Origin of the sequence: Pseudoalteromonas sp. meg-B1, from assembly GCF_003173795.1 — a bacterium.
Classification (GTDB): domain Bacteria; phylum Pseudomonadota; class Gammaproteobacteria; order Enterobacterales; family Alteromonadaceae; genus Pseudoalteromonas; species Pseudoalteromonas undina.
Genome location: NZ_QGQU01000001.1, coordinates 50,658 through 77,382 on the forward strand (window position 1 = coordinate 50,658; position 26,725 = coordinate 77,382).

Genomic DNA, 26,725 nt, shown 5'->3' on the forward strand with positions numbered 1-26,725 from the left:
TAACTTGTACTGAAAATATCAGTACAAGTTAGGCAATCTTTTCTTTATCTACTGATTTTATTGCATTTCTTATTGGCATGATTCACGCATCTATTTAATCAATAGGTTTTAAAAAGTAAGGAACGCACATGCAAGTTAAAACAATTCAAGAAGTGTTCGATTGGACCGTTCAGTTTCATACACAAATGGCGGCTAATTTTTTTAGCGTAAGGGATTTACTTGGAGAGCATAACAAACAGTTAATCGATTATTGTGTTGAGTATGAAAAAAAACTCGCTGAGGATTTAATTGGATTTAAAGCAATCACTGAAATAAATACTTTAGATACATACTGCTATGAATATTTTTCAGAGCACTCAGAAATCATCAGCTTTACTGATTTAGACCGCAGTAATGAGCTAGATGAACTAGCGATTCAAGATTATTTATCTCAGCAGCATCAAAAAGTATTAAATGCATACAGTTATTTGGCAGATAAAGCGCAGTCACCAGAGGCTCAAGAAAAGCTAGGGGAGATCTTACAGCTCGAAGAGCAAGGTTTGAAGCAGATGATGCAAAGTATTAACCGTCATGCAGACATGTAGCACTGGGTGTTATGCATAAAAAAGGCGCTATAATTAGCGCCTTTTTCGTGTTCATGATAATAGAGCTGATTTAACTTTGCTCTACATCAACCACTAAGTCACTCGTAATTGACTCAAGTGCATTAATAACTTCTTCTTTATTCAATCCGTTAGGCAGGCTAACGGTGGCAACAGCACTAAATATAGGCACTCCCCAGTTTGGCGCACTTTGCTGCCTAGAGTTTAAGTTTGTAATGTTCGCGCCTTTATGGCGAATAACACTTGCTAGCTCTTGCACTATACCAGGGCGATCGTTACCGGTGATCACAAAATTAAGTTGCTCAAGCTCTACAGGCTCAATTTCAGTGTTGCCCTTTTCAATGCGAACATCTAACTTAGGAAGCCCATTGAGCGCATTTTGAAATGTCTGTAAATGCTCTTCAGCCACTTCAACCTGTATAATGCCTGCAAAGTGCCCGAGTAAGTGACTCAAATTACTGCTTAACCAATTGCCATGGTTTTCTAATATAACCGATGAAATACTTTCTACTAAACCGGGGCGATCTTCCCCTAAAATAGTTATTACCAACTGCTTCATAATAGTTCTCTTTTTAAGCCCAAATGAAAAAATAAATGCATAGGCATTAAGTGATGCTATCTAATGTATGTGATTCTAAATGTATGTAAAAGCTAACCACAAAAGGATTGTTACATCTTAAGAGGTTACTTTGTTGTTGTTATATTAGATGCCCATAGAGTATTGTCTTGGATAAATAGTTTGTCCAATTAATAATTGATTTAGTTCATTAAGAACGTATAAATAAATACAATCACTACTACAAACAATACTTTAATCTTATTTAAAATCGTGATTTTGCTTAAAATCCACTCATAAAGTTGAAAGTTTAATCTGCAAAGACAAACAGACTCTATATAAGTAAAGAATTATTACGACTGTAACATTACTGTCACTTTGATGAAATATAATGCGCCCAACGTTAAGATATAAGGGTGTTTTGATGACTTCAAATCCGAATAAACCGACTTTTAATACGGATCGAAGCCGTCTATTTAAAGACCGGTTTGCTAAGTTTGGCATAACCGCAGGCGGTATAATGGTATTAATAGCACTGCTATTGATCTTCTTTTACCTTCTTTATGTAGTGCAGCCTATTTTCGAGTCAGCTAAAGTTGAAAAACGCGCTAGCTTTAATGTTGCTAATGCTGAGCAAATAGTAGGGCTTGGTGTTGAGGAGCAAACTGAGGTTGCTTATTTACTTGATGATCAAGGTCAAGTTAACTTCTACAGTGTTGATAAAGCAAAGTTTGGTAAAAAACTAAAAACACTTAATGCTACTTTACCCGCGCAGGTAACCAGTTTTGCAAATAGTGCTCCCTTTCAAGGGCATTATGCGTATGGTTTAGAAAATGGCACAGTGACAATTGTAGCGCCTAAGTTTTTAGTCACCTTCCCTAATAATGAGCGTAAGCTAACTCCGCGTTTAGGTTATCCACTGGGTGAAATGGCACTCGAAGTTGATGAGCAAGGTACAGCTATTAAGCGTTTTGCCTTTAGCCATTATGAAGACAAAACAGCCGTTGTGGCACTTACTGCCGATAAGCGTGTGGTATTTAGTAGCTTTGTAGCCGAAGAAAATATGTTTACCGGTGAAGTTGAATGGCAAGTAGAGCGCACCGAGCTTAACGTTGATGGTCGCGTAGATGAGCTATTAATGTCGCCAGATACCACCCGCACATTTGTTCGCTCTGCCAATCAAATTTACGTATTCGATACCCGCTATCCAAGTGAAGTTGAGCAAATTCAATTATTATCTGCCAATGAAGAAAACGCGAATATAGTGTCATCGCAACTATTGGCTGGTGCAAACTCACTGATGTTGGCCAATGATAACGGTGAAATATCCCAGTGGTTTGAAATCAATACAGACTCAGGGCGTGAATTTCAAAAAATCCGTTCGTTTGAAACTACCAAACAAAGCAAGCTGAATATTTTTACTGAGTTTTATCGTCGTACCTTTTTTACAACAGGTCAAAATGGTGAATTAGGGCTTTATTACACCACCAGTGAAGCAAAGTTATGGCAAGGTAAAGTCAGTGATGGTGAAATTGAACAGTTTGCTATTGCTCCGCGGTCAAATGCGGCGCTAATTTTAGCTGATAACAAGCTGACGGTTTTAGAAATTCATAACGAGCATCCAGAAGTAACGTGGTCAGCGCTTTGGCAAGAGGTGTGGTACGAAGGTTACCCAGAGCCGGGTTATATTTGGCAATCTACTTCTGCCAGTGATGATTTTGAATCGAAGTTTTCACTAGTACCAATTTCATTTGGTACTTTAAAAGCTGCTATGTACGCAATGTTATTTGCTGTACCTATTGCTATTTCAGCCGCTATTTATACTGCTTATTTTATGTCGAGCGAATTGCGCCGTGTGGTAAAGCCAACGGTTGAAATAATGGAAGCTCTGCCTACGGTAATACTCGGCTTTTTAGCTGGCTTGTGGTTAGCGCCTTTAATTGAAGAGCACTTGCCGGCTATTGTTGGTTTACTGGTGTTACTGCCATTGGGTATTTTAGCAACCGCTTTAGGCTGGAATAAATTACCTGCGGTTATTCGCCATAAAATCCCTGAAGGTTCACATTCAATTTTATTAATACCTGTGGTGTTATTTATTGGTTGGTTGTCGTTTGCGATGAGCGAAAGTATTGAGTTATGGATGTTTGATGGCAATGTGCGTCAATACCTAACCAATGAATTAGGCATGACCTTCGATCAGCGTAATTCATTAGTAGTGGGTATCGCGATGGGCTTTGCGGTTATTCCAACTATTTTCTCAATTGCCGAAGATGCGGTATTTAGTGTGCCTAAACATTTATCAAATGGCTCGTTAGCATTAGGTGCTACGCAGTGGCAAACCCTAATTCGTGTGGTGTTATTAACCGCCAGCCCAGGTATTTTTTCTGCAGTAATGATGGGATTAGGCCGTGCCGTAGGCGAGACTATGATTGTACTTATGGCTACCGGTAATACCCCAATTATGGATTGGAGTATTTTCCAAGGCATGCGTACCTTAGCCGCTAATATCGCCGTCGAAATGCCAGAGTCGGAAGTAGGGAGTTCGCATTACCGAATTCTATTCTTAGCCGCCTTTGTATTATTCATATTCACCTTTATTTTCAACACCGTTGCTGAGTTTGTTCGTCAGCAGCTGCGTGAAAAATACAGCTCAATGTAAGTGGAGAAACACGACATGGTAAAGCAGTGGTTTAGGTCTGGTTCTCCTTGGATTTGGATGACCGGTGGTGCTGTCAGCATCAGTTTAATTTCAGTAATTGGTTTACTCGCCATGATTGCATGGAAGGGATTAAGCTTTTTTTGGCCATCTCAAGTTATGCAGTATGAGCTTGAAGGTTCAATTGCCAAGCAAACCGTTATTGGTGAAATTTATGACCGTGAATTAGTACCTAAGTCGCGTTTAGCGGCAACCGGTATTGATGTTTCTAAATTTGAAAAAGACGAGGTTGAGCGTTTACTAATTAAAACAGGTAACCGTGAGTATGTTGATTTAGATTTTCGCTGGATACTCGAAACCGATATCAAACAAAGCTCAGCGCCTAAAGCACTTGCGGTGTTTGAGCGCAGCAAAAACGGTAATTTTTACGGGTATGTAGAAAGCGTCATTAAAGACGGTCAGACGGTAACAGCAGATAAAGTTGAAACCTTACATGACCTTGTAGAGCGTGCGGTTGACTTAAACGACGAAGCGCTTGATTTACAAAATGGCGACATAGGGCATATTAACTATGAGCTAGAGCGTTTACGTTTACAGGAAAAAGCCTACTTGCTTGATAACGAGCTAACCGACGAACGTGTTGCTGAACTTGCTCAAGCGCGTGCTGATTTACGTACGAAATATGGCGAATTAGAAAAAGAGTTATTCGCACTGCGTAAACAGGCTAAACGTGACCAAGTAACCGTAAAGGATATGCGTGGTGAGGTTGTTACAATCCCGCTATATCAAGTGTTGGATGTATGGTTTCCAAACGATATGGGCTTTTTTGCTAAACTAGGTCATTACTTTGTGCAGTTAGGTAAGTTTGTTTCAGATGACCCACGTGAAGCCAATACCGAAGGTGGCGTATTTCCTGCTATTTTTGGTACGGTATTTATGGTGATGTTAATGGCTGTGATTGTAACGCCATTTGGCGTGGTTGCTGCTATTTACTTACATGAATATGCGGCTAAAAACGCAATTACTAAAATGATCCGTATTGCGGTTATTAACTTGGCGGGTGTTCCGTCCATTGTATACGGCGTATTTGGCTTAGGCTTCTTTGTTTATATGGTTGGTGGTAGTGTTGACCAATTATTTTATCCTGAGTCATCGCCTACCCCTGTATTTGGTACACCTGGCGTGATGTGGTCGGCACTTACCTTGGCTATATTAACGTTGCCTGTGGTAATAGTGTCAACCGAAGAAGGTTTATCTCGTATTCCTAGTACAGTGCGCGATGGTTCATTAGCACTGGGTGCGACTAAGGTAGAAACGCTATGGCGAATCATTATTCCTATGGCCAGCCCTGCAATTATGACGGGGTTAATTTTAGCGGTTGCTCGTGCTGCGGGTGAAGTTGCACCGCTTATGCTGGTGGGTGTGGTAAAAATGGCGCCAACGTTACCGCTTGATGGTAACTTCCCATATATACATTTAGACAGAAAGTTCATGCACTTAGGTTTTCATATTTACGATGTTGGCTTTCAAAGCCCGAACGTTGAAGCGGCGCGTCCGCTGGTATATGCAACGGCCTTTTTGTTAGTGTCGGTTATTATTACCCTTAACATCACAGCCATTGGTATACGTAACCATTTACGTGAAAAATTCAGATCGCTTGAGCATTAATTTAGTATAGGTAACAAACATGATTACAGTCGCTCCAAAAGTAAACCAAGCAAAGCCAAGCTTGAAGTTAGATTTAAATAATTTAACAGACGAACAAAAAGCGCTAGAAATTAAAGATCTCGACCTTTACTACGGTGATAAACAAGCACTGAGTAAAGTAAATATGAATATTCCTAAAGGCCAAGTAACGGCATTTATCGGCCCGTCAGGTTGTGGTAAATCAACCTTATTACGTTGTATTAACCGCATGAACGACTTGGTTGATATTTGTCGTATTGAAGGCGAAATCATGCTGCATGGGCAAAATATTTACGATAAAAGCGTTGATGTTGCAGCCCTTCGTCGTAATGTCGGCATGGTGTTTCAGCGTCCAAACCCATTTCCAAAATCAATTTATGAGAATGTGGTTTACGGTCTTCGCCTGCAAGGCATTAAAGAAAAGCGTAAGCTAGATGAAGTGGTAGAGCAATCGCTACGTGGTGCGGCTCTTTGGGATGAAGTAAAAGACCGACTGCACGATAGCGCATTTGGTTTATCGGGTGGTCAGCAGCAACGTTTAGTTATTGCCCGCTCTATTGCGATTGAGCCTGAGGTATTACTACTTGATGAACCAACATCAGCACTCGATCCGATTTCAACCTTAGTAATCGAAGAGCTAATTAATGATTTAAAGAATAAATTTACTGTGGTTATTGTTACTCACAACATGCAACAAGCGGCCCGTGTTTCTGATCAAACAGCGTTTATGTATATGGGTGAGCTGATTGAGTATTCTGATACTAATACCTTATTTACGACGCCTACGAAGAAAAAAACAGAAGATTATATTACTGGTCGTTACGGCTAGTCGGGTTAAAACGCGAAAGCAATGAATTATTAAAGAAGGTCATTATGGAACACAACATTAATAAACATATTTCTGGTCGTTTTAATCAAGAGCTAGAAGATGTTCGTAACCATGTATTAAGCATGGGTGGATTGGTTGAGCAACAACTTAATAGCGCGCTTGATGCAGTAAGCCAAAACGATGCGGTATTGGCACAAAAAGTACGTGAAAACGACTACAAGGTTAATGCAATGGAAGTCAGTATTGATGAAGATTGCACCCGTATTATTGCTAAGCGCCAACCAGCAGCCAGTGATTTACGTTTGGTTATTGCAATAGCAAAAACCATTGCCGATTTAGAAAGAATTGGCGATGAAGCTAAGCGAATTGCTAAAGTTGCACTAGACTCATTTACTAAGGATCAACAAGATTTATTAGTAAACATTGAAAATATGGGTCGCCAAGTATCTAAAATGTTGCATGACGTTTTAGATGCGTTTGCACGTATGGATGTGCAACGCGCATTTGAAGTGCATAAAGAGGATGCTAAAGTAGATAGAGAGTATGAAGCAATTACTCGTCAAATAATGACCTACATGATGGAAGATCCGCGCTCAATTCCAAAAATTATGGATTTAGTATGGTCTGTTCGCTCATTAGAGCGTATCGGTGATCGTTGTCAAAACATCGCTGAATATGTCATTTATTTTGTAAACGGCAAAGATATTCGTCATACATCTCAAGAAGATATTGAAAAATCACTGTAGTGATACGAATAACTAAAAAATATCAAAGGCAGTAATACACTGCCTTTTTTATTTTTTGTAAATAATTGAATAAGAAAAAGCGTTCACAATCTAGCTTAATGCTGTAAAATTCAGGTTGAACAGCATATTGAATTGATTAAAGGGTCAGTTATGCCAACAAATTTTTTAGGTGTTTTTGCAAAATCACCTATAAAGCCAATAGAAGAACACATCAGAAAGGCTCATCAAGCTAGCGAAAGTTTGATACCTTTTTTTAATCATGTTTTTAAAGAAGAGTGGCAACAAGCAGAAGAGCTACGTTTAACCATTCGTAATATAGAACGTGAAGCTGATGAAATGAAAAGAACTATACGTTTACAATTACCTGGCGGATTATTTATGCCGGTAGAGCGTACAGATCTGCTCGAATTAGTAACCCAACAAGACAAAATTGCTAACAAGGCAAAAGACATTGCTGGGCGTGTAATTGGTCGTGAGATGATCATACCAAAAGAGATTCAAGAAGACTTTTTGGCATACGTAACTCGTTGTGTTGATGCAACTAAACAAGCATCTAAAGCGATCAATGAGTTAGAAGAATTGTTAGAAACGGGCTTTAAAGGCAGAGAAGTAACTCTGGTTGAAAAAATGCTCGTAGAATTGGATGCCATAGAACAAGACACGGATGAAATGCAAATTAGAATACGCCGCCAACTACGTAAAGTAGAAAGTGAGCTAAATCCAGTTGATGTGATGTTTTTATACAAAATCATTGAATGGGTTGGCGAGCTTGCAGATATTGCAGAGCGCGTAGGATCACGTCTTGAGCTGATGTTAGCTCGTTAATTTAAAATCAGTTCAAACACGAAAGATTAAGGTTACACAATGGATATCATTGCATCTTACGGCACGGTATTAATTTTAATTGCCGCAGCAGTCGGCTTTTTTATGGCTTATGGTATTGGCGCAAACGACGTTGCCAACGCGATGGGTACATCAGTAGGTTCAAAAGCACTTACCATTAAACAAGCGATTTTTATCGCGATGATTTTTGAGTTCGCAGGTGCTTATTTAGCGGGTGGTGAAGTAACATCAACAATTCGTAAAGGGATTATTGATGCGGCACCATTTGCCGATATTCCTGAGCTGATGGTTTTAGGTATGATCGCCTCTTTATTCGCCGCAGGCAGTTGGTTATTAATGGCCTCATTTTTAGGTTGGCCGGTATCGACTACTCATTCAATCATTGGCGCTATTATTGGTTTTGCTCTAGTTGCAGTAGGCACAGAGGCTATTCAATGGGGTAAAGTTGCCGGTATTGTAGGTAGCTGGGTTGTAACGCCAGCGATATCAGGTTTTATAGCTTACTTAATATTTATGAGTGCGCAAAAGCTGATTTTTGACACCGACGCTCCACTTAAAAATGCAAAGCGCTTTGTACCAATATACATGGGTTTAGCTGGCTTTATCATGGCACTTGTGACCATTAAAAAAGGCTTAAAGCACATTGGTATTAATTTAGGTACCGTTGAAGGTTTTGCTATTTCTATTGGTATAGCGGTACTGGTTGCTGTTATTGGTAAAATTGCTATTTCTCGTTTAAATATCGATCCTAAAGCGGATAGAGAGATGCAGTTTAACAATGTAGAAAAAGTATTTGCGGTACTTATGGTACTAACAGCTTGTTGTATGGCATTCGCTCATGGTTCTAACGATGTTGCTAATGCAATTGGGCCTCTAGCTGCTGTTGTAAACATTGTTGAAAACAATGGTGAAATTGCGAAGAAAGCCGCTATTGCTTGGTGGATATTACCACTAGGTGGTTTAGGTATTGTTGCCGGTCTTGCTATTTTAGGTAAAAAAGTAATTAAAACCATTGGTGAAGGTATTACTCATTTAACACCAAGCCGTGGTTTTGCTGCTGAATTAGCTGCTGCCTCTACCGTTGTTATTGCATCGGGCACAGGCTTACCTATTTCAACCACACAAACCTTAGTAGGCGCTGTGTTGGGTGTAGGTATGGCACGTGGAATTGCCGCACTTAACATGGGTGTAATAAGAAATATTGTAGTTTCTTGGGTAATTACATTGCCAGTTGGTGCTGCCCTTGCTATTGTTATTTTCTACGTACTAAGAACCGCCTTTGGGGTTTAATAAAAAGTACTTAAAAGACTTTTAGCTTGAAAAGATCTCAATGCCCTTGGTGTTGGGGTCTTTTTATTTGTGGAAAGAAAAATGACCAATCTCCCTAGTATTAAACAGCTGCAGTATTTATTAGCTGTACATCAACATCAACATTTTGGCCGAGCAGCAAGTGCCTGTTTTATTGGTCAGTCAACGCTGAGTACTGCGATTCAAAACCTAGAGGAAACTTTAGGATGTCAGCTTATAGAGCGAGAAAATCGCAGCCTAATGTTTACCACTATTGGTGAAGAGGTGGTTGAGCGTTCAAGAAAAATAATCAACGATACTATTAGTTTAAAAGAGTTAACTAAAAGCTTTTTAACACCGCTTAGTGGTACATTAACGGTAGGTGTTATTCCTACGATTGCGAGCTTTATTGCAGCGCCTTTGTATCACTTTTGTCAGCAAACATTTGTAGATTTAGAGTTGGTACTGATTGAAGACACCAGCGATAAGTTACTTGATAAGTTAGAGCATGGTCAAATTGATTTAGCATTATTAGCGCTGCCCTACGAAACCGATAAATTTCATACCCAAGTATTAGCGCAAGATCACTTTAGTTTAGTGCACCATAAAGACTACACACCAGCTAAAGGCATTGAAGACTTTAATTTACTACCAGAAGCCAGTGTATTTTTACTTGAGCGAGAACACTGTATGACAGGGCATGCGCTCAGTGCGTGCCACTTAAATCGCTCTAGCTGTATAAATCCCTTTGAGGCGGCTAGCTTACATACTTTATTGAGTATGGTTGAGTATAAACTTGGCGTGACGTTTTTGCCGCAAATGGCGATTAATGCGGGTATTTTAGAAAACAAAAACATGCTAGCTACGCCATCGCAAGGCGATGCCTATCGCGATATTGGTGTATTGTGGCGTAAAACAACAGGGCGCATTCGTGACTTTAAATTGTTTAGCCAACAACTAGAGGTCTTTTTGAAAAAGCAGTGCAGTGTTGATTTTAAATAGGTAAAAAAAAGCGTATTTTAATTAATACGCTAAATAACACGGGGAATTATAGAGGCTGCTTATGCTGGCTGTGGTAGCTCTCTAGCGGCGGTAAAAATAGTAAGTAAACCCATACAACAACATTAAAATACGGGACTAGCCCAAGCACTGTAAAGGTTTTTACAGGGTAGCCTTTAATCTGGGCATACTTGTAACATTGAAGCGCAATAGCAAAGTGTATAAACAATAATAACGTGATTAGTTGCGTCATAAACATCCTCCTTATGCCCCTATGTCCACCTTTAACAGTATAGACATCTAGACGATAAGAAATAAAGATGTCATGTAAAATCAAGGTAATCACTTAATTTTCATGACATTGTGCTGCCGATAAGCAAAGTATAGGTTAGATGGGCAAATTTGGAAGTAATAAATTGCTTAAATTTGTTTATTAATGTTTATAGTGACGTGAGGGTGTCTTGATAAAAAATAGGGTTGTTTTTAATTTTCTCTAACTCAATCAGTACCTTGTCAATTGGTACAGGGCGAGCAATAAAGTAGCCTTGCCCGTAGTCGATACCAATTTCTTTAAGTGCAAAAAATACTTCTGCGGTTTCTACATATTCGGCAACAGAGCGCTTATCTAGTGAGCGACTGATGTCATTTATGGCTTTCACTAGCGCTAAGTCAATGGAGTCATTGAGCATATCGCGAACAAATGAGCCGTCAATTTTTACGTGTTGGGCTGGTAATTGTTTAAGGTAATTAAAGGTACTGAAGCCGGTGCCAAAGTCATCAATTGAAAAGTGGCAACCTAAATTATTTAGTCGTTCAATCATTTTTCGTGTCGCCGCTAAATTATTAATACTGGCCGATTCGGTTATTTCAAAAATAATTTTCGCAGGAGACACTTGATACTTCTCAAGGGTCGACTCTATTAATGGCAGCAAACGCTCATCTAAAAATGACTGTGCCGATAAGTTTATTGCAATCTGAAGAAGCTCTGGATGTGCAGCAACACTCGCAATGCTGTTACGAATAACACATTGGTCCATTAAAAAGGTATCGTTAAGCATTTCCAATGAGGGAATAAATTGATTAGGGTAAATAAGTTCGTCGTCTAGCTTTAACCTTAGCAGTACTTCAAAGTAGGCAACCTGATTAGTTTTAAAATCCCAAATGGGTTGATAATGAAGCTCTATACTGTCTTGTTGGAGTGCTTGACGTACCCCATGGCCCCACTCTAAACCCGTTTGCAGCGCATTGTTCTCACCATCTTGTTTTGAATAACAATGTACTAAGTTACGGCCTAAATTTTTAGCAATATATAACGCAATATCTGACTGCTTTAAGCATTCATTTGGATCGCAGTTATCAGCGGTAATTTGGGTTAAACCAATCGAGCAACTAATTGAATAGATTTGCTCTTCAGATTTAAATTGGTTGCCTTCAATGGCACTACAAATCCCTTCTGCAATTAAATGTGCATCCAATAAATTGGTATTTTTAAGTATCACCGCAAACTCATCACCACCGACACGGCAGATCAGATGCTCATTACTAATATTGGCAATAAATAGCTGCGCCACTTCTTTTAAAACAATGTCACCTTGTTGGTGGCCTTTACTGTCATTTATTATTTTAAAATGGTCAAGGTCAATATAAATAAGCGCATGTTCAATATTTGTATGGGTGTTTTCGCTCTGGCATATATAGTTAAGCTGTTGGTCAAAATAATAACGGTTGTGTAGTCCTGTTAAGGTGTCATGCAGGGCTAAATGGCGCAATTGCAACTCTGCTTGTTTGCGCTCATGAATGTTATCGAGTGTGGCGGTGATAGTGGCGTTGTTGCTGCTATTTTTTATTAACTGAAGCCGACATTCTACCCACACTGAGTTACCATTTTTTTGGCTCAGCTTAACTTCTATTTTTTGTTTGTTCGCACCACCTTGTAAAATATCATCAATTGTTGATTGTAATGACTGTTTATGTTCAGTGGTACAAAATGCAGTGAGTGGTTGTTGTAAGGTCGACTTAACTCCAAAGCCGCTCAGAGATTCCCACGCAGGGTTTATAAAGCGAATATTCCCTTGTTGGTCTAGTTCAAGTACAACCGTGTTTAAGTGCAATAAAATACGCTGATGTGCTGAAAACAGGTCGCGATATTTAACTTCACTAATACTTAGCTGCTGTACCTTATTAGCAAACTCAGCATAGCTCACCATAAAATCTTCTCGACGAGCAGCATGATCGCAGACTTTATTTAAAAATGAGGGATCGTAAGGAGCACGAATAAAATCAGTAACGCCAGAAAGTAATAATTGCTCAGCGTAATCGGCATCGTTTTTATCAATAATAGTAACAATGGCTTGTTGAGGGTTATGCTGCAGAATCTTTTCAACTAATTGATTTGAACTCTCAGCTTGTGCTGCAGTGGCATCGAGTAGCACGATAGCAAACGGCTGCTGATTATAGGCACTTAACGCGGCTTTTTCGTTAGTAACATGAGTAATTGCAAAGTTTAGCTTTAACTGTTCACTCATATCATTTGCCCTGCTGGCAAAGGGTTCTAATAACAATAGGTTTAAGCGACTACTTTTTTCTAAATGGCTCGACAACACGTTTGCTAGTATTTGCGGCAATATATCTTGGCGTTCAAAAGGCAGTACCGCATCTATACCATAGCTACGCGCGGTAGTTTCGGCGATACGCTCACAATAAATGGGCGGAATTAGCAAAATAGGCGTGTTTTTCGGCGTTTTAAGTAAACCAGAGCGGATCATACGTGAAAACCGCCAACCATCAATTTTACCTACATCTAAGCCGGTTATGATTATATTTACACTTTGGTTTTTTAATATTTTTAACGCATCTTGGCTGTCTGAGGCTTCAATAAACTCAAACACACTAAGCCTCTCCAGCGTGGCACGTATAGTCTGGCGCTCATCATTACTTGCATTTAATATTAGCAATTTAAGCTGTTTCGCCACTTAGGTACCACTCCGAGAAATGCAGATCATAAAACTGTAAGAGTAATGATATTTAGCCATAAGAACAAGCGTATTTAACCGCTATTTTAAATGTAGTTCATTAGTGGCCAATTAGGGAGAATATAAGGGATATTTTGAGCTTCGTTACTAATAGTTAAATACCCAAACCACCTCAAAATGCAGAATTCAGCGCTTCACAGGGGCTTAATATCAAGGCGATACTTTGCAGTAATGGTAGTCCCTTTCAAGAAGTAGCAACGATGAGAGTATGCCCCTGTGAAACGCCCACGGGTTGGCTTAAAAGCGATTTATACTGCGTTATTGATATTAATAATAGAACCACTATTATTTGCAATCAATGCCTTGCCTAAATCGCTTTTAATTCCAACTGAAACTCGCATTTTGAGGTGGTTTGGGTATACACTTGGCGCGATTTTAAATGATGTGGAATTCTAACAATGCGCGTAGCTGATTTTAGCTTTGACTTACCTGATGAATTAATTGCTCGTTTTCCTAAAGCAGACAGAACCAGTAGCCGTTTATTGAGCTTAGATGGGCCGAGCGGTGCTGTTGAGCATAAAATATTTAGTGACATTCTCGAACTGGTTAACGAAAACGACTTATTGGTTTTTAACAACACCAAAGTAATACCTGCGCGTATGTTTGGTCAAAAAGAATCTGGCGGTAAAGTTGAAGTGCTGGTAGAGCGTGTATTAGACGAGCACCGGGTTCTTGCGCACATTCGTGCTAGTAAATCGCCAAAACCGGGCAATGTACTCATTTTAGAGGGCAAAGCAAAAGCCATTATGGTGGCACGCCACGATACGTTATTTGAGCTTGAGTTTGACCGCAGTGAAAATGTGCTCGACATTTTAAATGATGTTGGCCATATGCCGCTTCCTCCTTACATTGATCGCCCAGATAATGAAGCGGACCGAGAGCGATACCAAACAGTATATGGTGAAAAGCCAGGCGCCGTTGCAGCACCAACAGCAGGCCTTCATTTTGATGATAAACTCATGGCTGCACTTAAAAATAAAGGCGTACAAATGGCCTTTGTTACCTTGCATGTTGGCGCAGGTACATTCCAGCCGGTTAGGGTAGAAAGTGTTGATGAGCACATCATGCACTCTGAATATATTGAAGTGCCGCAAGCTGTGGTGGATGCGGTTGCAAGCACTAAAGCCAAAGGCGGGCGTGTGATTGCGGTAGGTACAACTTCAGTTCGCTCACTAGAGTCGGCTGCAAAAATACATGGCGGCAAGCTAGATACTTACTTTGGCGATACCGATATCTTTATTTTTCCGGGTTATCAATTTAACGTTGTTGATGCCATGGTCACCAACTTCCATTTACCTGAATCAACCCTAATTATGCTGGTTAGTGCCTTTGCAGGGCAAGACAATATTATGGGTGCTTACAATACTGCGATTGAACAACAGTATCGCTTTTTTAGCTATGGCGATGCGATGTTTTTGACCCGTAAATAATTTACAGCGTTATCGGTTTTTATTTTACTCCTAAGCACAGTGAATTTATCACTGCTAATAGTAATAGGGTGGTAAAAAGGGTAGAATCGAGCGGTTAAATTATAGCTTGTTGGACTGTTTTTCCGACACAGAGGATATTATGAAATTTGAATTAGACTGCACCGATGGCAAAGCACGCCGCGGTCGCTTGATTTTTGACCGAGGTGTAATAGAAACACCAGCGTTTATGCCTGTAGGCACTTATGGCACGGTTAAAGGCATGACACCTGATGAAGTTAAAGCAACGGGTGCACAAATCTGTTTAGGCAATACATTTCACTTAATGTTGCGTCCAGGCACTGAAATCATCAAACAGCATGGTGATTTACACGATTTTATGAACTGGGACTTCCCAATTCTTACTGACTCAGGTGGTTTCCAAGTATTTAGCCTTGGCGCAATGCGTAAAATCACTGAAGAAGGCGTAATGTTCCAATCGCCAGTTAATGGTGATCAAATTATGATGTCGCCAGAGAAATCAATGGAAGTGCAGCGTGATCTTGGCTCAGATATCGTGATGATATTTGACGAATGTACGCCATATCCTGCCACTGAAAAAGAAGCCAAAGACTCTATGGAGCTTTCTCTTCGTTGGGCTAAGCGCTCAAAAGAAGGGCATGGCGACAACCCGTCAGCATTGTTTGGTATTATTCAAGGCGGTATGTATCCTGAGCTTCGTGCACAATCACAAGCGGGCCTTGAAGAGATTGGTTTTGATGGCTATGCGCTTGGTGGTTTATCGGTTGGTGAACCTAAAAATGAAATGATTAATATTCTTGATCATTGTGCTTATAAAATGCCAGAAAACAAACCACGTTATTTAATGGGTGTAGGCAAGCCAGAAGACTTAGTTGAGTCGGTTCGTCGTGGTATTGATATGTTTGACTGTGTAATGCCAACGCGTAATGCACGCAACGGTCACTTATTTATTACAACGGGTACCATTAAAATCCGTAACGCAGTGCATAAAACAGATACAGGTCCACTTGATCCAGAGTGTGATTGCCATACCTGTAAAAATTATTCGCGCGCCTACTTGCATCATTTAGACAAATGTAACGAAATTTTGGGTGCACGACTAAACACTATCCATAACTTACGATACTATCAACGTGTTATGGAAGGTTTGCGTAATGCTATTAGCGAAGGTCAACTAGAGACATTTGTCCACGATTTTTACGCTCGCCGAGGCCTAGAAGTGCCAGAGCTAGCTGATACAACAAATTAAAATTTAAAAATTAAAGAGGAAGTATTATGAGTTTATTTATTTCAAACGCGCATGCAAGCGCTGGTGCACCTGCAGCAGGCGGTGCTATGGAAATGCTAATTATGTTAGCGATTTTTGGTTTGGTTTTTTACTTTTTAATTTACCGCCCGCAAGCAAAGCGCGTAAAAGAGCATAAAAGCTTAATGAGTGCGATGGCAAAAGGCGATGAAGTGCTAACCCAAGGTGGTTTAGTGGGTAAAATCGTAAAAATTACTGAAGATAAAGACTTCATCGTGATCTCATTAAATGAGCAAGCAGAAGTAACAGTACAAAAATCAGCAGTATCTGCTGTATTGCCTAAAGGCACAATGAAGTCGCTATAAAAATAATAAGGACGACCCCCGTGTTAAACAAGTTTCCAATTTGGAAGTATTTACTTGTTTTAGCTGTGTTAGCCATTGGCCTTTTATATGCTTCACCAAACCTGTATGGCCGCGATCCGGCCATACAGGTTTCTGGCGCTAAAGGCACCGATGTTGACCTCAGTGTTGTAGACAAAGTAAACGCAATCCTCAAAAAAGATAACGTAAGCGCTAAATCGACAAAGCTCGAAGATGGGCAAATTCTTGTTCGTTTTAAAAATGTTGAAGACCAACTAAAAGCGCAAGACTTACTGCGTAACTCGCTAAGTAACGATTATATCTCAGCGATTAATATGGCTCCTGCACAACCGGCTTGGTTAAAGTCGTTGGGCGGTAATCCTATGAAGTTAGGCCTAGATTTAAGTGGTGGTGTGCATTTCACCATGGAAATCGATATGGTCACTGCGGTGGATAATCAGTTAGAGCAAATGGAGCAAGATTTCCGTAGCGACCTGCGCGAAGAAAAACTACGTTATCGTAGTGTGCGCCGTGTAGCTGGCTCTGAGCGTATGCGTGTAGAAATGCGTAACGAAGAAGATAAAGACGCTGCAGAGCGCTTTTTAGAAAGCCGTTATCCATTAAACGTTTACATTGATGATAGCAGTAACGATAACGCATTCTTTGCCACTATGAGTGAGCTAAAGCTAAAAGAAATTCGTGACTATGCTATCAAGCAAAACGAAACTATTATTCGTAACCGAATCAACCAAATTGGGGTTGCAGAGCCAAACGTACAGCGCCAAGGTGCTGAACGTATTATTGTGCAATTGCCAGGGATTCAAGATACCGCTCGCGCTAAAGAAATTTTAGGTGCTACGGCAACACTTGAGTTTCGTGAAGTTGACGAAAATGCTGACATAAGCGCCGCTGCTCAAGGTCGTATCCCACCGGGTACTGAAATGATCATGAGCCGTGATGGTTATCCTGTAGTACTAAAAAAACGCATTATTCTTGAAGGTAGCCATATTACTGGCGCGCAGTCAGGTGCAGATGAGTACCAGCGTCCACAAGTAAGCATTAAACTCGATAGTAAAGGTGGGGCAAAAATGAATGCCTTTACCAAGCGTGCTATCGGTAAACGTATGGCTACCGTGTTTATTGAATACAAGCCATCAGGTAAAAAAGACAGTGACGGTAAAGCACTTCCGCCAATTAAAGTGGAAGAAGTTATTAACGTAGCAACCATTCAAGCGCGTCTTGACCGTTCATTCCGCATTACCGGTATTGATAACCCAGCTGAAGCACATAACTTAAGTTTACTACTTCGCGCGGGTGCACTGGTTGCGCCTATTCAAATTGTAGAAGAACGTACGGTTGGGCCAAGCCTAGGTCAAGAAAACATTGAAGCAGGTATGACCGCTGTAGCTCTTGGCTTTGCGTTTGTACTGGCCTTTATGCTTATTTACTATAAAGGTTTTGGCCTTGTTGCGAATATTGCACTGGCTGCCAACTTAGTACTTATTATTGGTGTAATGTCGTTAATTCCAGGTGCAACGCTTACCCTACCGGGTATAGCTGGTATTGTACTGACTGTTGGTATGGCAGTTGATGCGAACGTACTTATATTTGAACGTATTCGTGAAGAGCTAGCCGATGGCCGCAGCCCTCAACAAGCGGTTCATTTTGGTTACGATAGCGCCTTTAGTACTATTTTTGATGCCAATATCACCACATTAATTGCGGCGATTATCTTGTTTGCTGTTGGTACCGGTCCTGTTGCAGGTTTTGCGGTAACCCTAGCAATTGGTATTTTAACCTCTATGTTTACAGCAATTATAGGTACCCGTGCGGTGATCAACCTATTTATTGGTGGCAAACGTGTTGATAAACTTTCAATTTAAGGAGCAGACATGCAAATTTTAAGATTGGGCGGAAAAACCCTTCGTTTCATGTCTCTTCGAAAAGTGGCAATGGGCTTTTCTACGTTATTAATTATAGCGTCGCTGGCGTCACTTTTTGTTAAAGGCTTAAATTTCGGTTTAGATTTTACTGGCGGTACAGCAGTTGAGGTAGGTTTTTCGCAACCTGCCGATCTGAAAAAAGTACGTAATGTACTGGCTGAAAACGACTTTGCTGATGCATCGGTACAGCTTTTTGGCTCAAGCCAAGAAATACTGGTCCGTTTAGCCCCTCGCGGTGATGATGTAAAAGCAGAAGTAATTGGTAACCAAGTAATTGCTGCCCTTAAACAAGCTGATGATAGCGTAGTAATGCGCCGCATTGAGTTTGTAGGCCCAAGCGTAGGTGAAGACTTAAAAGAGCAGGGTGGCCTTGCCATGTTAACTGCGCTTATTTGTATCTTAATTTACGTGGCGTTTCGCTTTGAATGGCGTTTTGCTGTGGGCGCAGTTGGCGCGCTTTTACACGATGTAATCATTACGATTGGTTTATTCTCGGTGCTTGGTTTAGAGTTTGACTTAACTATTTTGGCAGCAATACTTGCCGTGATTGGTTACTCACTAAATGATACCATTGTTGTATCAGACCGTATTCGTGAAAACTTCCGCAAAGTGCGTATTGACGACACGATTGAAATTATCGATATCTCGCTTACGCAAACACTTAACCGTACCTTAGTAACCTCAATCACTACTATTTTAGTATTGATTGCGTTATTTGTATGGGGTGGGCAAACCATTCATGGCTTTGCTACTGCACTACTATTTGGTGTGTTTATTGGTACTTATTCTTCAGTTTACGTTGCCAGTTCGGTGGCTATTGCCATGGGCGTAAGTAAAGAAGATTTAATACCAGAAGTAATTGAAAAAGAAGGCGCTGATTTAGATCCAATGCCTTAATTGAGATTAAACTATTCTTAAAACAAAGCCGCTCCTAGTGAGCGGTTTTTTATTGCCTCCTAGATAAGTCACATAATAGTCATACTCAGTTGGTATTTTATTGCTCTTATTAAATTTTTATTTGAGCTAGTAGTGACTGAGCAACGACAAGTCTTAGAATCAATTTTACAACAAGGAGCAATAACAACCTTGTTCCAACCTATTTTCGATATAGCTAAGCAATCTATTATTGGGTATGAAGCGCTTAGCCGTGGCCCTAAAAATGGTCCGTTAGCCATGCCAAATAAGCTATTCGAAGCAGCTCATAAATACCAATTGATTTCAGAGCTTGAGCTTTTATGCCGTTCTCGCGCCATTGAAAATTTTGTAAAACTCAGTCTGCAAGGGAAGTTATTTTTAAATGTCAGCCCAAAAATTCTACTCGATCCGAGCCACCCTAAAGGCGAAACCTTACATTTAATTGAACAGTTTGGTCTTGCTGCCAATCGAGTGGTGATTGAAGTAACTGAACAAGAAAAAGTAGATGATGGTTTTTTACTGTTAAAAACCATCGCTCATTATCGAGAGCTAGGCTTTACGATTGCTATTGACGACCTTGGTGCAGGTTATTCAGGACTAAAGCAATGGTCGCAGTTATGCCCAGATATTGTAAAAATTGATCGTTACTTTATTGATCATTGCGATCAAAGCGAAGTTAAAAAAGAATTTCTAAAATCAATCATGGTGTTAGCACGGGCAACAAATACAGCGGTGATTGCAGAGGGAATTGAACGTTCCGAAGAGCTAGATTTAGTTAAAAGTATAGGCATAAGTCATGTTCAGGGATTCTTGTTAGAAAGACCGAGTCAACAGCCAAGTTATGACTACAACTGTAAACAGTTACAATCGCTCACTTCGACCCAAGCCGCCTCAAAGTTTGAACAATCAATGGCAATAGGTGTGCTTGCTGTTGCTCAGCCTGCTATTAGCAGTCATACGCGTTGTAAAGAAGCTCATGCACTTTTTGAGCAAGACAAAAGCATAATCAGCTTACCGGTATTAAATAGCAGTCAGCAGCCAATAGGGTTGTTACACAAAGATCAGCTAACAGAAGTGTTTGCCGCGCCTTATGGGCATGCACTTTATGATAAATGTGAAGTCACTGAGTTAATGGATAAACAACCTTTGGTGGTTGATGAAAATCAAATGCTTGATATTGTCTCCCAGCAAATAACAGAGCAAGACTTTGATATTCGTCGCCATATTGTTATCACCTGCAACAATAAGTATTTAGGCTTGGCACCGCTCAGAGACATACTAAAGCACATTACAGCAGAAAAAATCCGCCACGCTCAACATGCTAACCCTTTGACCATGTTACCGGGTAATGTGGCAATTAGTGAGGTAATAGAGCAGCGTCTACAACATAAACAGCCATTTTCACTAGCTTATATCGATTTAAATCACTTTAAACAATTTAACGATTTGTATGGCTATGCCAGTGGGGATAGCGTAATAAAACTTCTGGCCGATGTGACTGTAAAAGCGTGTGCGCACAGCGCTAACTTTGTCGGGCATATTGGCGGCGATGACTTTATGGTGGTGTTTGAAAAAAAAGATGCGGTGGAGATTTGTAATACCATTATCACGCAATTTGAACTACAGTCACGCGTGTTTTTTACGCCAGAGCATATTGCTGGAAAAGGGTATTGGGCAACTAATCGAGAGGGCGAAAAGCAGTTTGTACCTTTACTTACATTATCGATAGGTTTAGTTGAGCCGGACCTGCAGCAGTGTAAAAATAGCCATCAAGTAGCGGCATTAGCGACAGATGCTAAAAAAGAAGCAAAACGTTATCGTCACAGCTACTTATTTATATGTAATCGAAGAAGGCCTGCTCCCGCTATTGTACGTTTATCCAATAGTAAAAAAAGTGGCTAACAAAAAGCAAAAAAGGAGCCTAGGCTCCTTTTTTAGTACGTAATTACGATTAACGTAATAGCGACTCAGATAATACTGGGCGCATTTCGCGAACAATTGCCTGTGTTAGCTTAGGTGCACCACAGATTACGTTACCGCTCACGTTGTAGTTATTACCGCCAGCAAAATCAACAATCATGCCGCCAGCTTCTTTAACTAATAGCTCGCCTGCTGCTGTATCCCAAGGTTTTAAACCAATTTCAAAGAAGCCATCAACACGACCCGCTGCAACATACGCCATATCTAGCGAAGCAGAGCCTGCACGACGAATATCAGCCGTGTGAACAAATAACGCTTTAAACGCTTCAGAGTATGCATCTAAGTGATGTTTTTGTTTGAAAGGAAAGCCTGTAGCAAGAACAGAACCAGCAAGTTCAACAGTTTTAGATACACGTAAACGTTTGCTGTTTAACTGTGCGCCTTGACCGCGAGAAGCAGTGAAAAGCTCGCCACGAATTGGATCGTAAATTACGGCTTGGTCTAAACGACCTTTAACTTTAAGTGCAATAGATACTGCGAAATGAGGGATACCCTTGATGAAGTTAGTTGTGCCATCAAGTGGGTCAACAATCCATTGGTAATCAGCATCCTTACCTTTGTGTTCGCCTAACTCTTCACCAACGATGCAGTGATCAGGGTAAGAACGTAAAATAGTGTCACGAATTACGGCTTCGGCTTCTTTATCAATGTTAGTAACTAAATCGTTGGTGCCTTTTTGTTGCACTTCAACTTTTGATAAATCTTCACTTGCACGAAGAATAAGTTTGCCTGCGTTACGCGCAGCGCGAACCGCAATGTTTAACATTGGATGCATGGTATTACCTTTGGGTTGTAAAAGAACGTTTATATATTTAAGCCGGCGTATTTTAGCGGTTTTTGCCATAAAGTAAACCATAAAGCCTAAATACTTGTGAGTGTTTTTTGTACAGCTATGATCTTTCGATATATTTATCGAAATAAAAACAAGCAATAAATTTGTAAATTAGCGCTTTACCTAAAGTGAGCTTGAGGTTTTATGATGTTCTATATTCAATTAACAGGAAGAAAATTATGAAATTAGAACACGTAAATTTAGTTGTAAGTGATATAGACGCCATGCTTAAGTTTTACCAAGCAGCGTTTCCCTATTGGTCAATTAGAAGTGAGGGAGAAGGAACTTGGTATGGTAAAGCAAGGCGCTGGGTACATTTTGGTGATAACGATCAATATATTGCTATAAGCGATCACGGTGAAGGGAAAAATCGTGACTTATCAGGGCATCAAATTGGCTTGGCACACTTTGCCTATGTAACCAATAACTTAAATGAAGTAATAGCGCGCTTAAAGCATGCGGGCTTTGCAATAAGTAAGCAAGGCGCTGTAAATCCATTTAGAAAGAACATTTATTATATTGATCCCGCAGGGTTTGAGGTTGAGTTTGTAGAGTATATGAGTGATGTACCTAGTGAGCGAAATAACGACTTATAATATGAATGAAGCCAACTATTTTGGCTTCATCAAATGTTTAGCATATTTAATAATGTTTACCATTCATGCCAAGTTGAGTTTTCAGATCATTTGCAAAGCTAATAAATTTTTCTTTAATAGTGCGTTTAACTTTAACTTCTACAGAGCCTAAAACAGTTTTTCCTTCAATTTGAATCGTTGGCCCTTGGCGCTTATTTAGTGAAACTGTTTTATTTTCAAAACTGCCTAAAATACAAAACATTTTAGAAACTACATTAACGTGCTCAGGTACATATATTTCTTCGCTGCCAAAGTAACAATTAACGTGAATAGTGACATGTTGGTGGGTAAAAATAGCATCCGTAAAATCAAGATTGATTGACCCCATGTAGTTTTCTATATAAATGTTTTGAGGCACTACCCATTGGCCGCTTCGTTCACTTGAACCAAGAATGCTTCTTAATGTAAGTGGCTCTTCATCAGTCTCATGCTGCGCACTATAATTAGGTGCAAACTGAGAATGTTTTTGTGCCTTATATTGCTGGTCAGTATTTAAGGTTAAATCTTCAACAAGGGCCATAAGCGCGCTATTGTCACTCGCTGCCATTGCATCGTCTAAGCGCCTCTCAAATGCTTCTACAGAAATGACACCATGGCTGTAATTATAAATGAGTTGATCAATTACTTGCTCACGAACTTGCTCGATAGGGCGGTCTTCAATTTTAACAGACATTTAAATTATCCTTTTAAGGTTGCTGGCTAGTTCAAGGCAAGCCTTATACCAAATATTAATTCATTTAAAATCATTGCTTTATGTTTTTTTGTTTTTTCATCCTTTATTATATTAACGACAGATTAACCAAATATACAATTATTTAGTAAGTTTCGCTATTCGAGAAAGTTTTACGCAATGGTCTGTAAATGTTTACTTCGTAGGTTTAAGTCAGCATCGGTAGTTTTAATTTAAGTTATTGAAATTTAAGTGTAAAAATAGTTGGCCCGATGTTCGCATTAGTTCAAGTGTCTTTAATCAAAAGGAGAACGATTATGAAAACATTTAATAAGTCTATGATTGCAGCCCTAGTATTAGGAACAACCGCAATGGGCGCTCAAGCAAGCAGCTGGGAAAACGAAAGCAAAGATGCTTGGATTGATGGAAAGGCAGAAACAGTACTGCTGATGAACACCAATCTAAACAACTTTGATATCAACACGGACGTAAAAAACGGCAAGGTAATGCTGACAGGTAAAGTAAACAGCGATGTAGATAAAGAACTTGCTGAAGAACTCGTGCTAAGCCTAGATGGTGTAACTGATGTTGAAAACAGTCTAACTGTGGTAAAAAACAACGACATGAAGAAGCATGATTCTAAAATGATGGGTAACGATACCGAAAGTGATTTAACCGATGCCAAAATCACAACAGTCATCACAACGCGATACTTATTTGATTCTGAAGTAGGTGGTACAGACATTGATGTTGATACCGATAATGGTGTAGTAACTCTTAAAGGTTCAGTTGAGTCTGATGCTGAAAAGCAATTAGCGATGGAAATTGCTAAGAACGCTGAAGATGTTCGCAAAGTAGTTGATGAATTAACTGTTATTGCAGAATAATACACTATACTAAAAGCCCAGCCTTGCTGGGCTTTTTGCTTTGCTAACGTTAGAAGGGTTAAATTATGGATATCATCAGAATTATTTTTTCTATTTTATTACCACCACTGGGTGTATTTTTACAGGTGGGGCTAGGGATGCACTTTTGGTTAAATATTCTGCTAACCTTGCTCGGCTATTTCCCAGGATTAATTCATGCGATTTATATTATCGCCAAAAAATAACACCATATCGCAGTAATACATTTAATACTGAGTTGCTAATTGCCATCGTAAGGTATGTGTATTAGTTACTCAGACTACTATTATTTAATGAGTTCGTTTCTTCGAAGTCATCATCAATAAATCTAAAAGCTTACTATTTGAGCAGTTAGCCCTTTGATTGTTAAAATAAAGCTTTTTGCTAGTGACAAGCCCCTAAAAACTTTTTATACTGCAACCCGCTTTAGTCGCTCTGTGGCTAAACGCTTCAAAAATTAACTGCTTACAGTTATACAAAGATGGCCCCTTAGCTCAGTTGGTTAGAGCACACGACTCATAATCGTTAGGTCCCCAGTTCGAGTCTGGGAGGGGCCACCACTTTTAAATACTTTCCAAGTAAATACCTACTAACCGAAATTACCCTGTGCTACCTCTGTGCTACTTTTCAATATAGCAGATGGATTGTTTATCTTGAATCTTAAGTTTTATTTCATATTGATAATTTTTATATAAGATGTGTTATAAGTTTTAAGCTAGAAATGAACAATTAATTTTTAAATGGATGGACAGGTATGGATACTACTTTAATCAAAGACATATTAATGTTTACAGTTGCGTTGTATGGAGCAACCCTTGCAACTTTTACTTACAGGCGGGGTAAGCCTAAATTTGAAATTGACTACAGTGTTGTTTTAATGGCTTTAGCAGATGGGCCTGCTGATGCATTAAAGCTTACTATCTTAAATACGGGACAGACCAGTTGTTTTGTGGAGGGGTTTGGTGTAGTTGGTGAAGATGGAAAATTTTTAGATTTGGAACTGATTTCTCAAGTGAATCGGAGGCTACAAGCTGATTTCAAAGGCAATACGCTGAGTGGCTTTACAGCCACAAACCAAAAATTTAATCTCTTGCATGAAGATAGAGAGGTAAAGCCTAATTCTACATCAGTTGCTTTTCTCAGTTTGAAGGGGCAAAAGGAACTTCTTGATAGTAATAAATCGAAAAAACTATTTATTTTCTTTGAGTCAGCAAAAGTAATGAAAAAAAAGGAAATAGATTTTAAAGACTTAAAATTCTGCAAAACTTAACGAAACAAAAGTGTATTTAACGGTCTGAATTTCTATCTCAAGTAAACCTCAGTAATTTCAGCCCTGAAATGGCCTAGCTCTTGCGATACTGTCTCGAGAGCTATTGCCCTACTTAAACCGAAACTCCTTAGCTCAACCATTCTCTCTTGTGCGTAGCTATGCCTGAGGCCATGACCGCCATTTGAAAAAAAGAGTGTTCGACTAGATGCTTTTGAGAATGAGCATGACCATTTATGACCACCACCAATATCATAACGTTGCAAATAGTTAATTTCCCTATCACGAACCGTTATTGGCTGCGCTAAGCGCCTTTGTTCTAGTTGTGTAGCCAGTGCGTTAGGTATTAGTACATCACGGATTAGGCCACCTTTGCCTTTCACTGTATAAATACAACCTTCTCGACCAAGCCATTTGCTGTCTAGTGCTGGACGGCTATCTGCTTTTCGCTCTGATACTCTGGCAATCGTTAAAAGTTCATGGGCTCTTAACCCTGCTGCGTAGGCTATTTGTGTAGATAAATTATATTTTCTAGTTTGGTGTTCACTAATTGCATGAGCTTGAGCAGGAGTGTAGGCGCGAGACTTTTCGATTATCTCTTTTTCAGATTTTATTACAGTCAGTGTTTCTTTAGGCCCAAGTTTGCCGTTGAGTTTAAACATAGCTTGAATTGCTTGTCGTTCCATATCCAGCGTTTTTTGGCCTGCAAACTCACTGCGGTAATCAAGATATTTATAAGCATCTTGAAGGCTCATACCCTGTACACCATTAATTCCAATATCTTTTGACCACCGAGCTATTTTTATAAGTGCAGCTTTATAACTTCGAGCAGTACCTAGAGATTTAATAATTTTGTGCTTAAATAAGTTTTTAGCCAGCTTTTCCGCTTGCGTTTCTGGTTTTGCGAACTTAGGCATTTTTATCAACCCACCGTTTTACAGTTGTCCAATGTGCTCTCACTCCTTTACGCAAGAGCCATCTTTGTAGGTTGGCTATATTCGTATCTTCTTCGTAAAGAGCTAGAAGTCGTTGTTTATGTTTATCGAGCTTGGATGGCTTAAATCGTTTTTTACTGATCAATTTTTTCTCATTCTTTAGGCGCAATGCTTCTGCTTTAGCATTAAAGGTCATAGTTATTCTCCGGTGTGATTGTAAGAAAAACTGGCTGATAAAGCTCAGCGGCTAACGCCTATTCGCCCCTGTTTTACGCATGCGTAAGGCTCGGACTGATCGCGCCTAAAAATCAAAAGGCTTGGTTTTATAATGAAGCTGAAAGCTTCTGAAAT

Annotated in this window: 25 protein-coding genes and 1 tRNA gene; 19 read left to right on the forward strand and 7 right to left on the reverse strand. The window is 39.7% G+C overall.

Features of this window, described 5'->3' with window-relative positions; translation table 11 throughout:
• Positions 1-128 precede the first annotated feature (128 nt).
• Positions 129-584: a hypothetical protein gene (locus DK924_RS00250; protein ID WP_109874054.1), complete on the forward strand. Its 456-nt coding sequence runs from the start codon at positions 129-131 to the stop codon at positions 582-584.
• 70 nt (positions 585-654) lie between these two features.
• On the opposite strand, the gene DK924_RS00255 is transcribed toward DK924_RS00250, so the two are convergent.
• Positions 655-1,161 (reverse strand): glycine cleavage system protein R, encoded by a 507-nt coding sequence (locus tag DK924_RS00255; RefSeq protein ID WP_010391731.1) that lies wholly within the window; start codon positions 1,159-1,161, stop codon positions 655-657.
• Positions 1,162-1,582: 421 nt separating this feature from the next.
• Here DK924_RS00255 and DK924_RS00260 point away from each other — a divergent pair, with 421 nt between their 5' ends.
• From DK924_RS00260 to DK924_RS00290, 7 genes are all read left to right on the forward strand, one after another.
• A complete protein-coding gene (locus tag DK924_RS00260; protein WP_054202638.1) occupies positions 1,583-3,817 on the forward strand; it encodes an ABC transporter permease subunit in 2,235 nt (744 codons plus the stop codon).
• Positions 3,818-3,832: 15 nt separating this feature from the next.
• Complete coding sequence (gene pstA / locus DK924_RS00265; RefSeq protein WP_054202637.1) at positions 3,833-5,482, forward strand: phosphate ABC transporter permease PstA; 1,650 nt, start codon at positions 3,833-3,835, stop codon at positions 5,480-5,482.
• A 19-nt stretch (positions 5,483-5,501) separates the two neighbouring features.
• Positions 5,502-6,329: a phosphate ABC transporter ATP-binding protein PstB gene (gene pstB, locus DK924_RS00270; protein WP_008114812.1), complete on the forward strand. Its 828-nt coding sequence runs from the start codon at positions 5,502-5,504 to the stop codon at positions 6,327-6,329.
• Positions 6,330-6,373: 44 nt separating this feature from the next.
• Positions 6,374-7,075 (forward strand): phosphate signaling complex protein PhoU, encoded by a 702-nt coding sequence (gene phoU / locus DK924_RS00275; RefSeq protein WP_010391735.1) that lies wholly within the window; start codon positions 6,374-6,376, stop codon positions 7,073-7,075.
• A 150-nt stretch (positions 7,076-7,225) separates the two neighbouring features.
• Positions 7,226-7,900 (forward strand): TIGR00153 family protein, encoded by a 675-nt coding sequence (locus tag DK924_RS00280; RefSeq protein ID WP_010391736.1) that lies wholly within the window; start codon positions 7,226-7,228, stop codon positions 7,898-7,900.
• Between the two features lie 39 nt (positions 7,901-7,939).
• Complete coding sequence (locus DK924_RS00285) at positions 7,940-9,208, forward strand: inorganic phosphate transporter (RefSeq protein WP_055012403.1); 1,269 nt, start codon at positions 7,940-7,942, stop codon at positions 9,206-9,208.
• Positions 9,209-9,289: 81 nt separating this feature from the next.
• Positions 9,290-10,207, forward strand: a complete 918-nt coding sequence (locus DK924_RS00290; RefSeq protein WP_010391738.1) for a hydrogen peroxide-inducible genes activator — start codon at positions 9,290-9,292, stop codon at positions 10,205-10,207.
• A 46-nt stretch (positions 10,208-10,253) separates the two neighbouring features.
• On the opposite strand, the gene DK924_RS00295 is transcribed toward DK924_RS00290, so the two are convergent.
• Positions 10,254-10,457 carry a hypothetical protein gene (locus DK924_RS00295; protein WP_010391740.1) on the reverse strand — a complete coding sequence of 68 codons (204 nt, stop codon included), beginning with the start codon at positions 10,455-10,457 and terminating at the stop codon, positions 10,254-10,256.
• Positions 10,458-10,644: 187 nt separating this feature from the next.
• Positions 10,645-13,176, reverse strand: a complete 2,532-nt coding sequence (locus DK924_RS00300) for an EAL domain-containing protein (RefSeq protein WP_109874055.1) — start codon at positions 13,174-13,176, stop codon at positions 10,645-10,647.
• A 458-nt stretch (positions 13,177-13,634) separates the two neighbouring features.
• On the opposite strand from DK924_RS00300, the gene queA reads away from it, so the two are divergent.
• From queA to DK924_RS00335, 6 genes are all read left to right on the forward strand, one after another.
• Positions 13,635-14,666, forward strand: a complete 1,032-nt coding sequence (queA, locus tag DK924_RS00310) for a tRNA preQ1(34) S-adenosylmethionine ribosyltransferase-isomerase QueA (protein ID WP_010391744.1) — start codon at positions 13,635-13,637, stop codon at positions 14,664-14,666.
• Positions 14,667-14,805: 139 nt separating this feature from the next.
• Positions 14,806-15,933, forward strand: coding sequence for a tRNA guanosine(34) transglycosylase Tgt (gene tgt, locus DK924_RS00315; protein ID WP_109874056.1), 1,128 nt, complete (start codon positions 14,806-14,808; stop codon positions 15,931-15,933).
• A gap of 26 nt (positions 15,934-15,959) precedes the next feature.
• Positions 15,960-16,295 carry a preprotein translocase subunit YajC gene (gene yajC, locus DK924_RS00320; protein ID WP_109874057.1) on the forward strand — a complete coding sequence of 112 codons (336 nt, stop codon included), beginning with the start codon at positions 15,960-15,962 and terminating at the stop codon, positions 16,293-16,295.
• A gap of 20 nt (positions 16,296-16,315) precedes the next feature.
• Positions 16,316-18,175, forward strand: a complete 1,860-nt coding sequence (gene secD / locus DK924_RS00325) for a protein translocase subunit SecD (protein WP_010391748.1) — start codon at positions 16,316-16,318, stop codon at positions 18,173-18,175.
• Positions 18,176-18,184: 9 nt separating this feature from the next.
• Entirely contained in the window at positions 18,185-19,132 is a 948-nt protein-coding gene (secF, locus tag DK924_RS00330; protein WP_008466355.1) for a protein translocase subunit SecF, read from the forward strand.
• Positions 19,133-19,264: 132 nt separating this feature from the next.
• Positions 19,265-21,052 carry a bifunctional diguanylate cyclase/phosphodiesterase gene (locus DK924_RS00335; RefSeq protein WP_036933425.1) on the forward strand — a complete coding sequence of 596 codons (1,788 nt, stop codon included), beginning with the start codon at positions 19,265-19,267 and terminating at the stop codon, positions 21,050-21,052.
• A gap of 49 nt (positions 21,053-21,101) precedes the next feature.
• Here the strand turns inward: DK924_RS00335 and suhB are convergent, their stop codons facing one another.
• The gene (suhB, locus tag DK924_RS00340; RefSeq protein WP_054202669.1) at positions 21,102-21,905 is read right to left on the reverse strand and encodes an inositol-1-monophosphatase; all 804 of its coding nucleotides are present in this window, start codon (positions 21,903-21,905) and stop codon (positions 21,102-21,104) included.
• Positions 21,906-22,141: 236 nt separating this feature from the next.
• On the opposite strand from suhB, the gene DK924_RS00345 reads away from it, so the two are divergent.
• A complete protein-coding gene (locus DK924_RS00345) occupies positions 22,142-22,558 on the forward strand; it encodes a VOC family protein (RefSeq protein WP_010391753.1) in 417 nt (138 codons plus the stop codon).
• Between the two features lie 46 nt (positions 22,559-22,604).
• Here DK924_RS00345 and DK924_RS00350 read toward each other — a convergent pair whose 3' ends face one another.
• Positions 22,605-23,270 (reverse strand): LiaF domain-containing protein, encoded by a 666-nt coding sequence (locus DK924_RS00350; protein ID WP_008466362.1) that lies wholly within the window; start codon positions 23,268-23,270, stop codon positions 22,605-22,607.
• A 314-nt stretch (positions 23,271-23,584) separates the two neighbouring features.
• Between DK924_RS00350 and DK924_RS00355 the strand changes: the two genes are divergently transcribed.
• The 4 genes from DK924_RS00355 to DK924_RS00370 all read left to right on the forward strand — a co-directional run bounded on the left by DK924_RS00355 (position 23,585) and on the right by DK924_RS00370 (position 25,442).
• A complete protein-coding gene (locus DK924_RS00355; protein ID WP_109874058.1) occupies positions 23,585-24,154 on the forward strand; it encodes a BON domain-containing protein in 570 nt (189 codons plus the stop codon).
• 65 nt (positions 24,155-24,219) lie between these two features.
• Entirely contained in the window at positions 24,220-24,378 is a 159-nt protein-coding gene (locus DK924_RS00360) for a YqaE/Pmp3 family membrane protein (protein WP_008466367.1), read from the forward strand.
• 277 nt (positions 24,379-24,655) lie between these two features.
• Positions 24,656-24,732: transfer RNA gene (locus DK924_RS00365), tRNA-Ile, on the forward strand.
• Between the two features lie 194 nt (positions 24,733-24,926).
• Positions 24,927-25,442: a hypothetical protein gene (locus DK924_RS00370; protein ID WP_109874059.1), complete on the forward strand. Its 516-nt coding sequence runs from the start codon at positions 24,927-24,929 to the stop codon at positions 25,440-25,442.
• Positions 25,443-25,474: 32 nt separating this feature from the next.
• Here DK924_RS00370 and DK924_RS00375 read toward each other — a convergent pair whose 3' ends face one another.
• Both DK924_RS00375 and DK924_RS00380 read right to left on the reverse strand, forming a co-directional pair.
• The gene (locus DK924_RS00375) at positions 25,475-26,356 is read right to left on the reverse strand and encodes a site-specific integrase (RefSeq protein WP_109874060.1); all 882 of its coding nucleotides are present in this window, start codon (positions 26,354-26,356) and stop codon (positions 25,475-25,477) included.
• Positions 26,349-26,570, reverse strand: coding sequence for a hypothetical protein (locus DK924_RS00380; protein WP_109874061.1), 222 nt, complete (start codon positions 26,568-26,570; stop codon positions 26,349-26,351). Before DK924_RS00380 ends, DK924_RS00375 begins: the two co-directional genes overlap by 8 nt.
• Positions 26,571-26,725 lie beyond the last annotated feature (155 nt).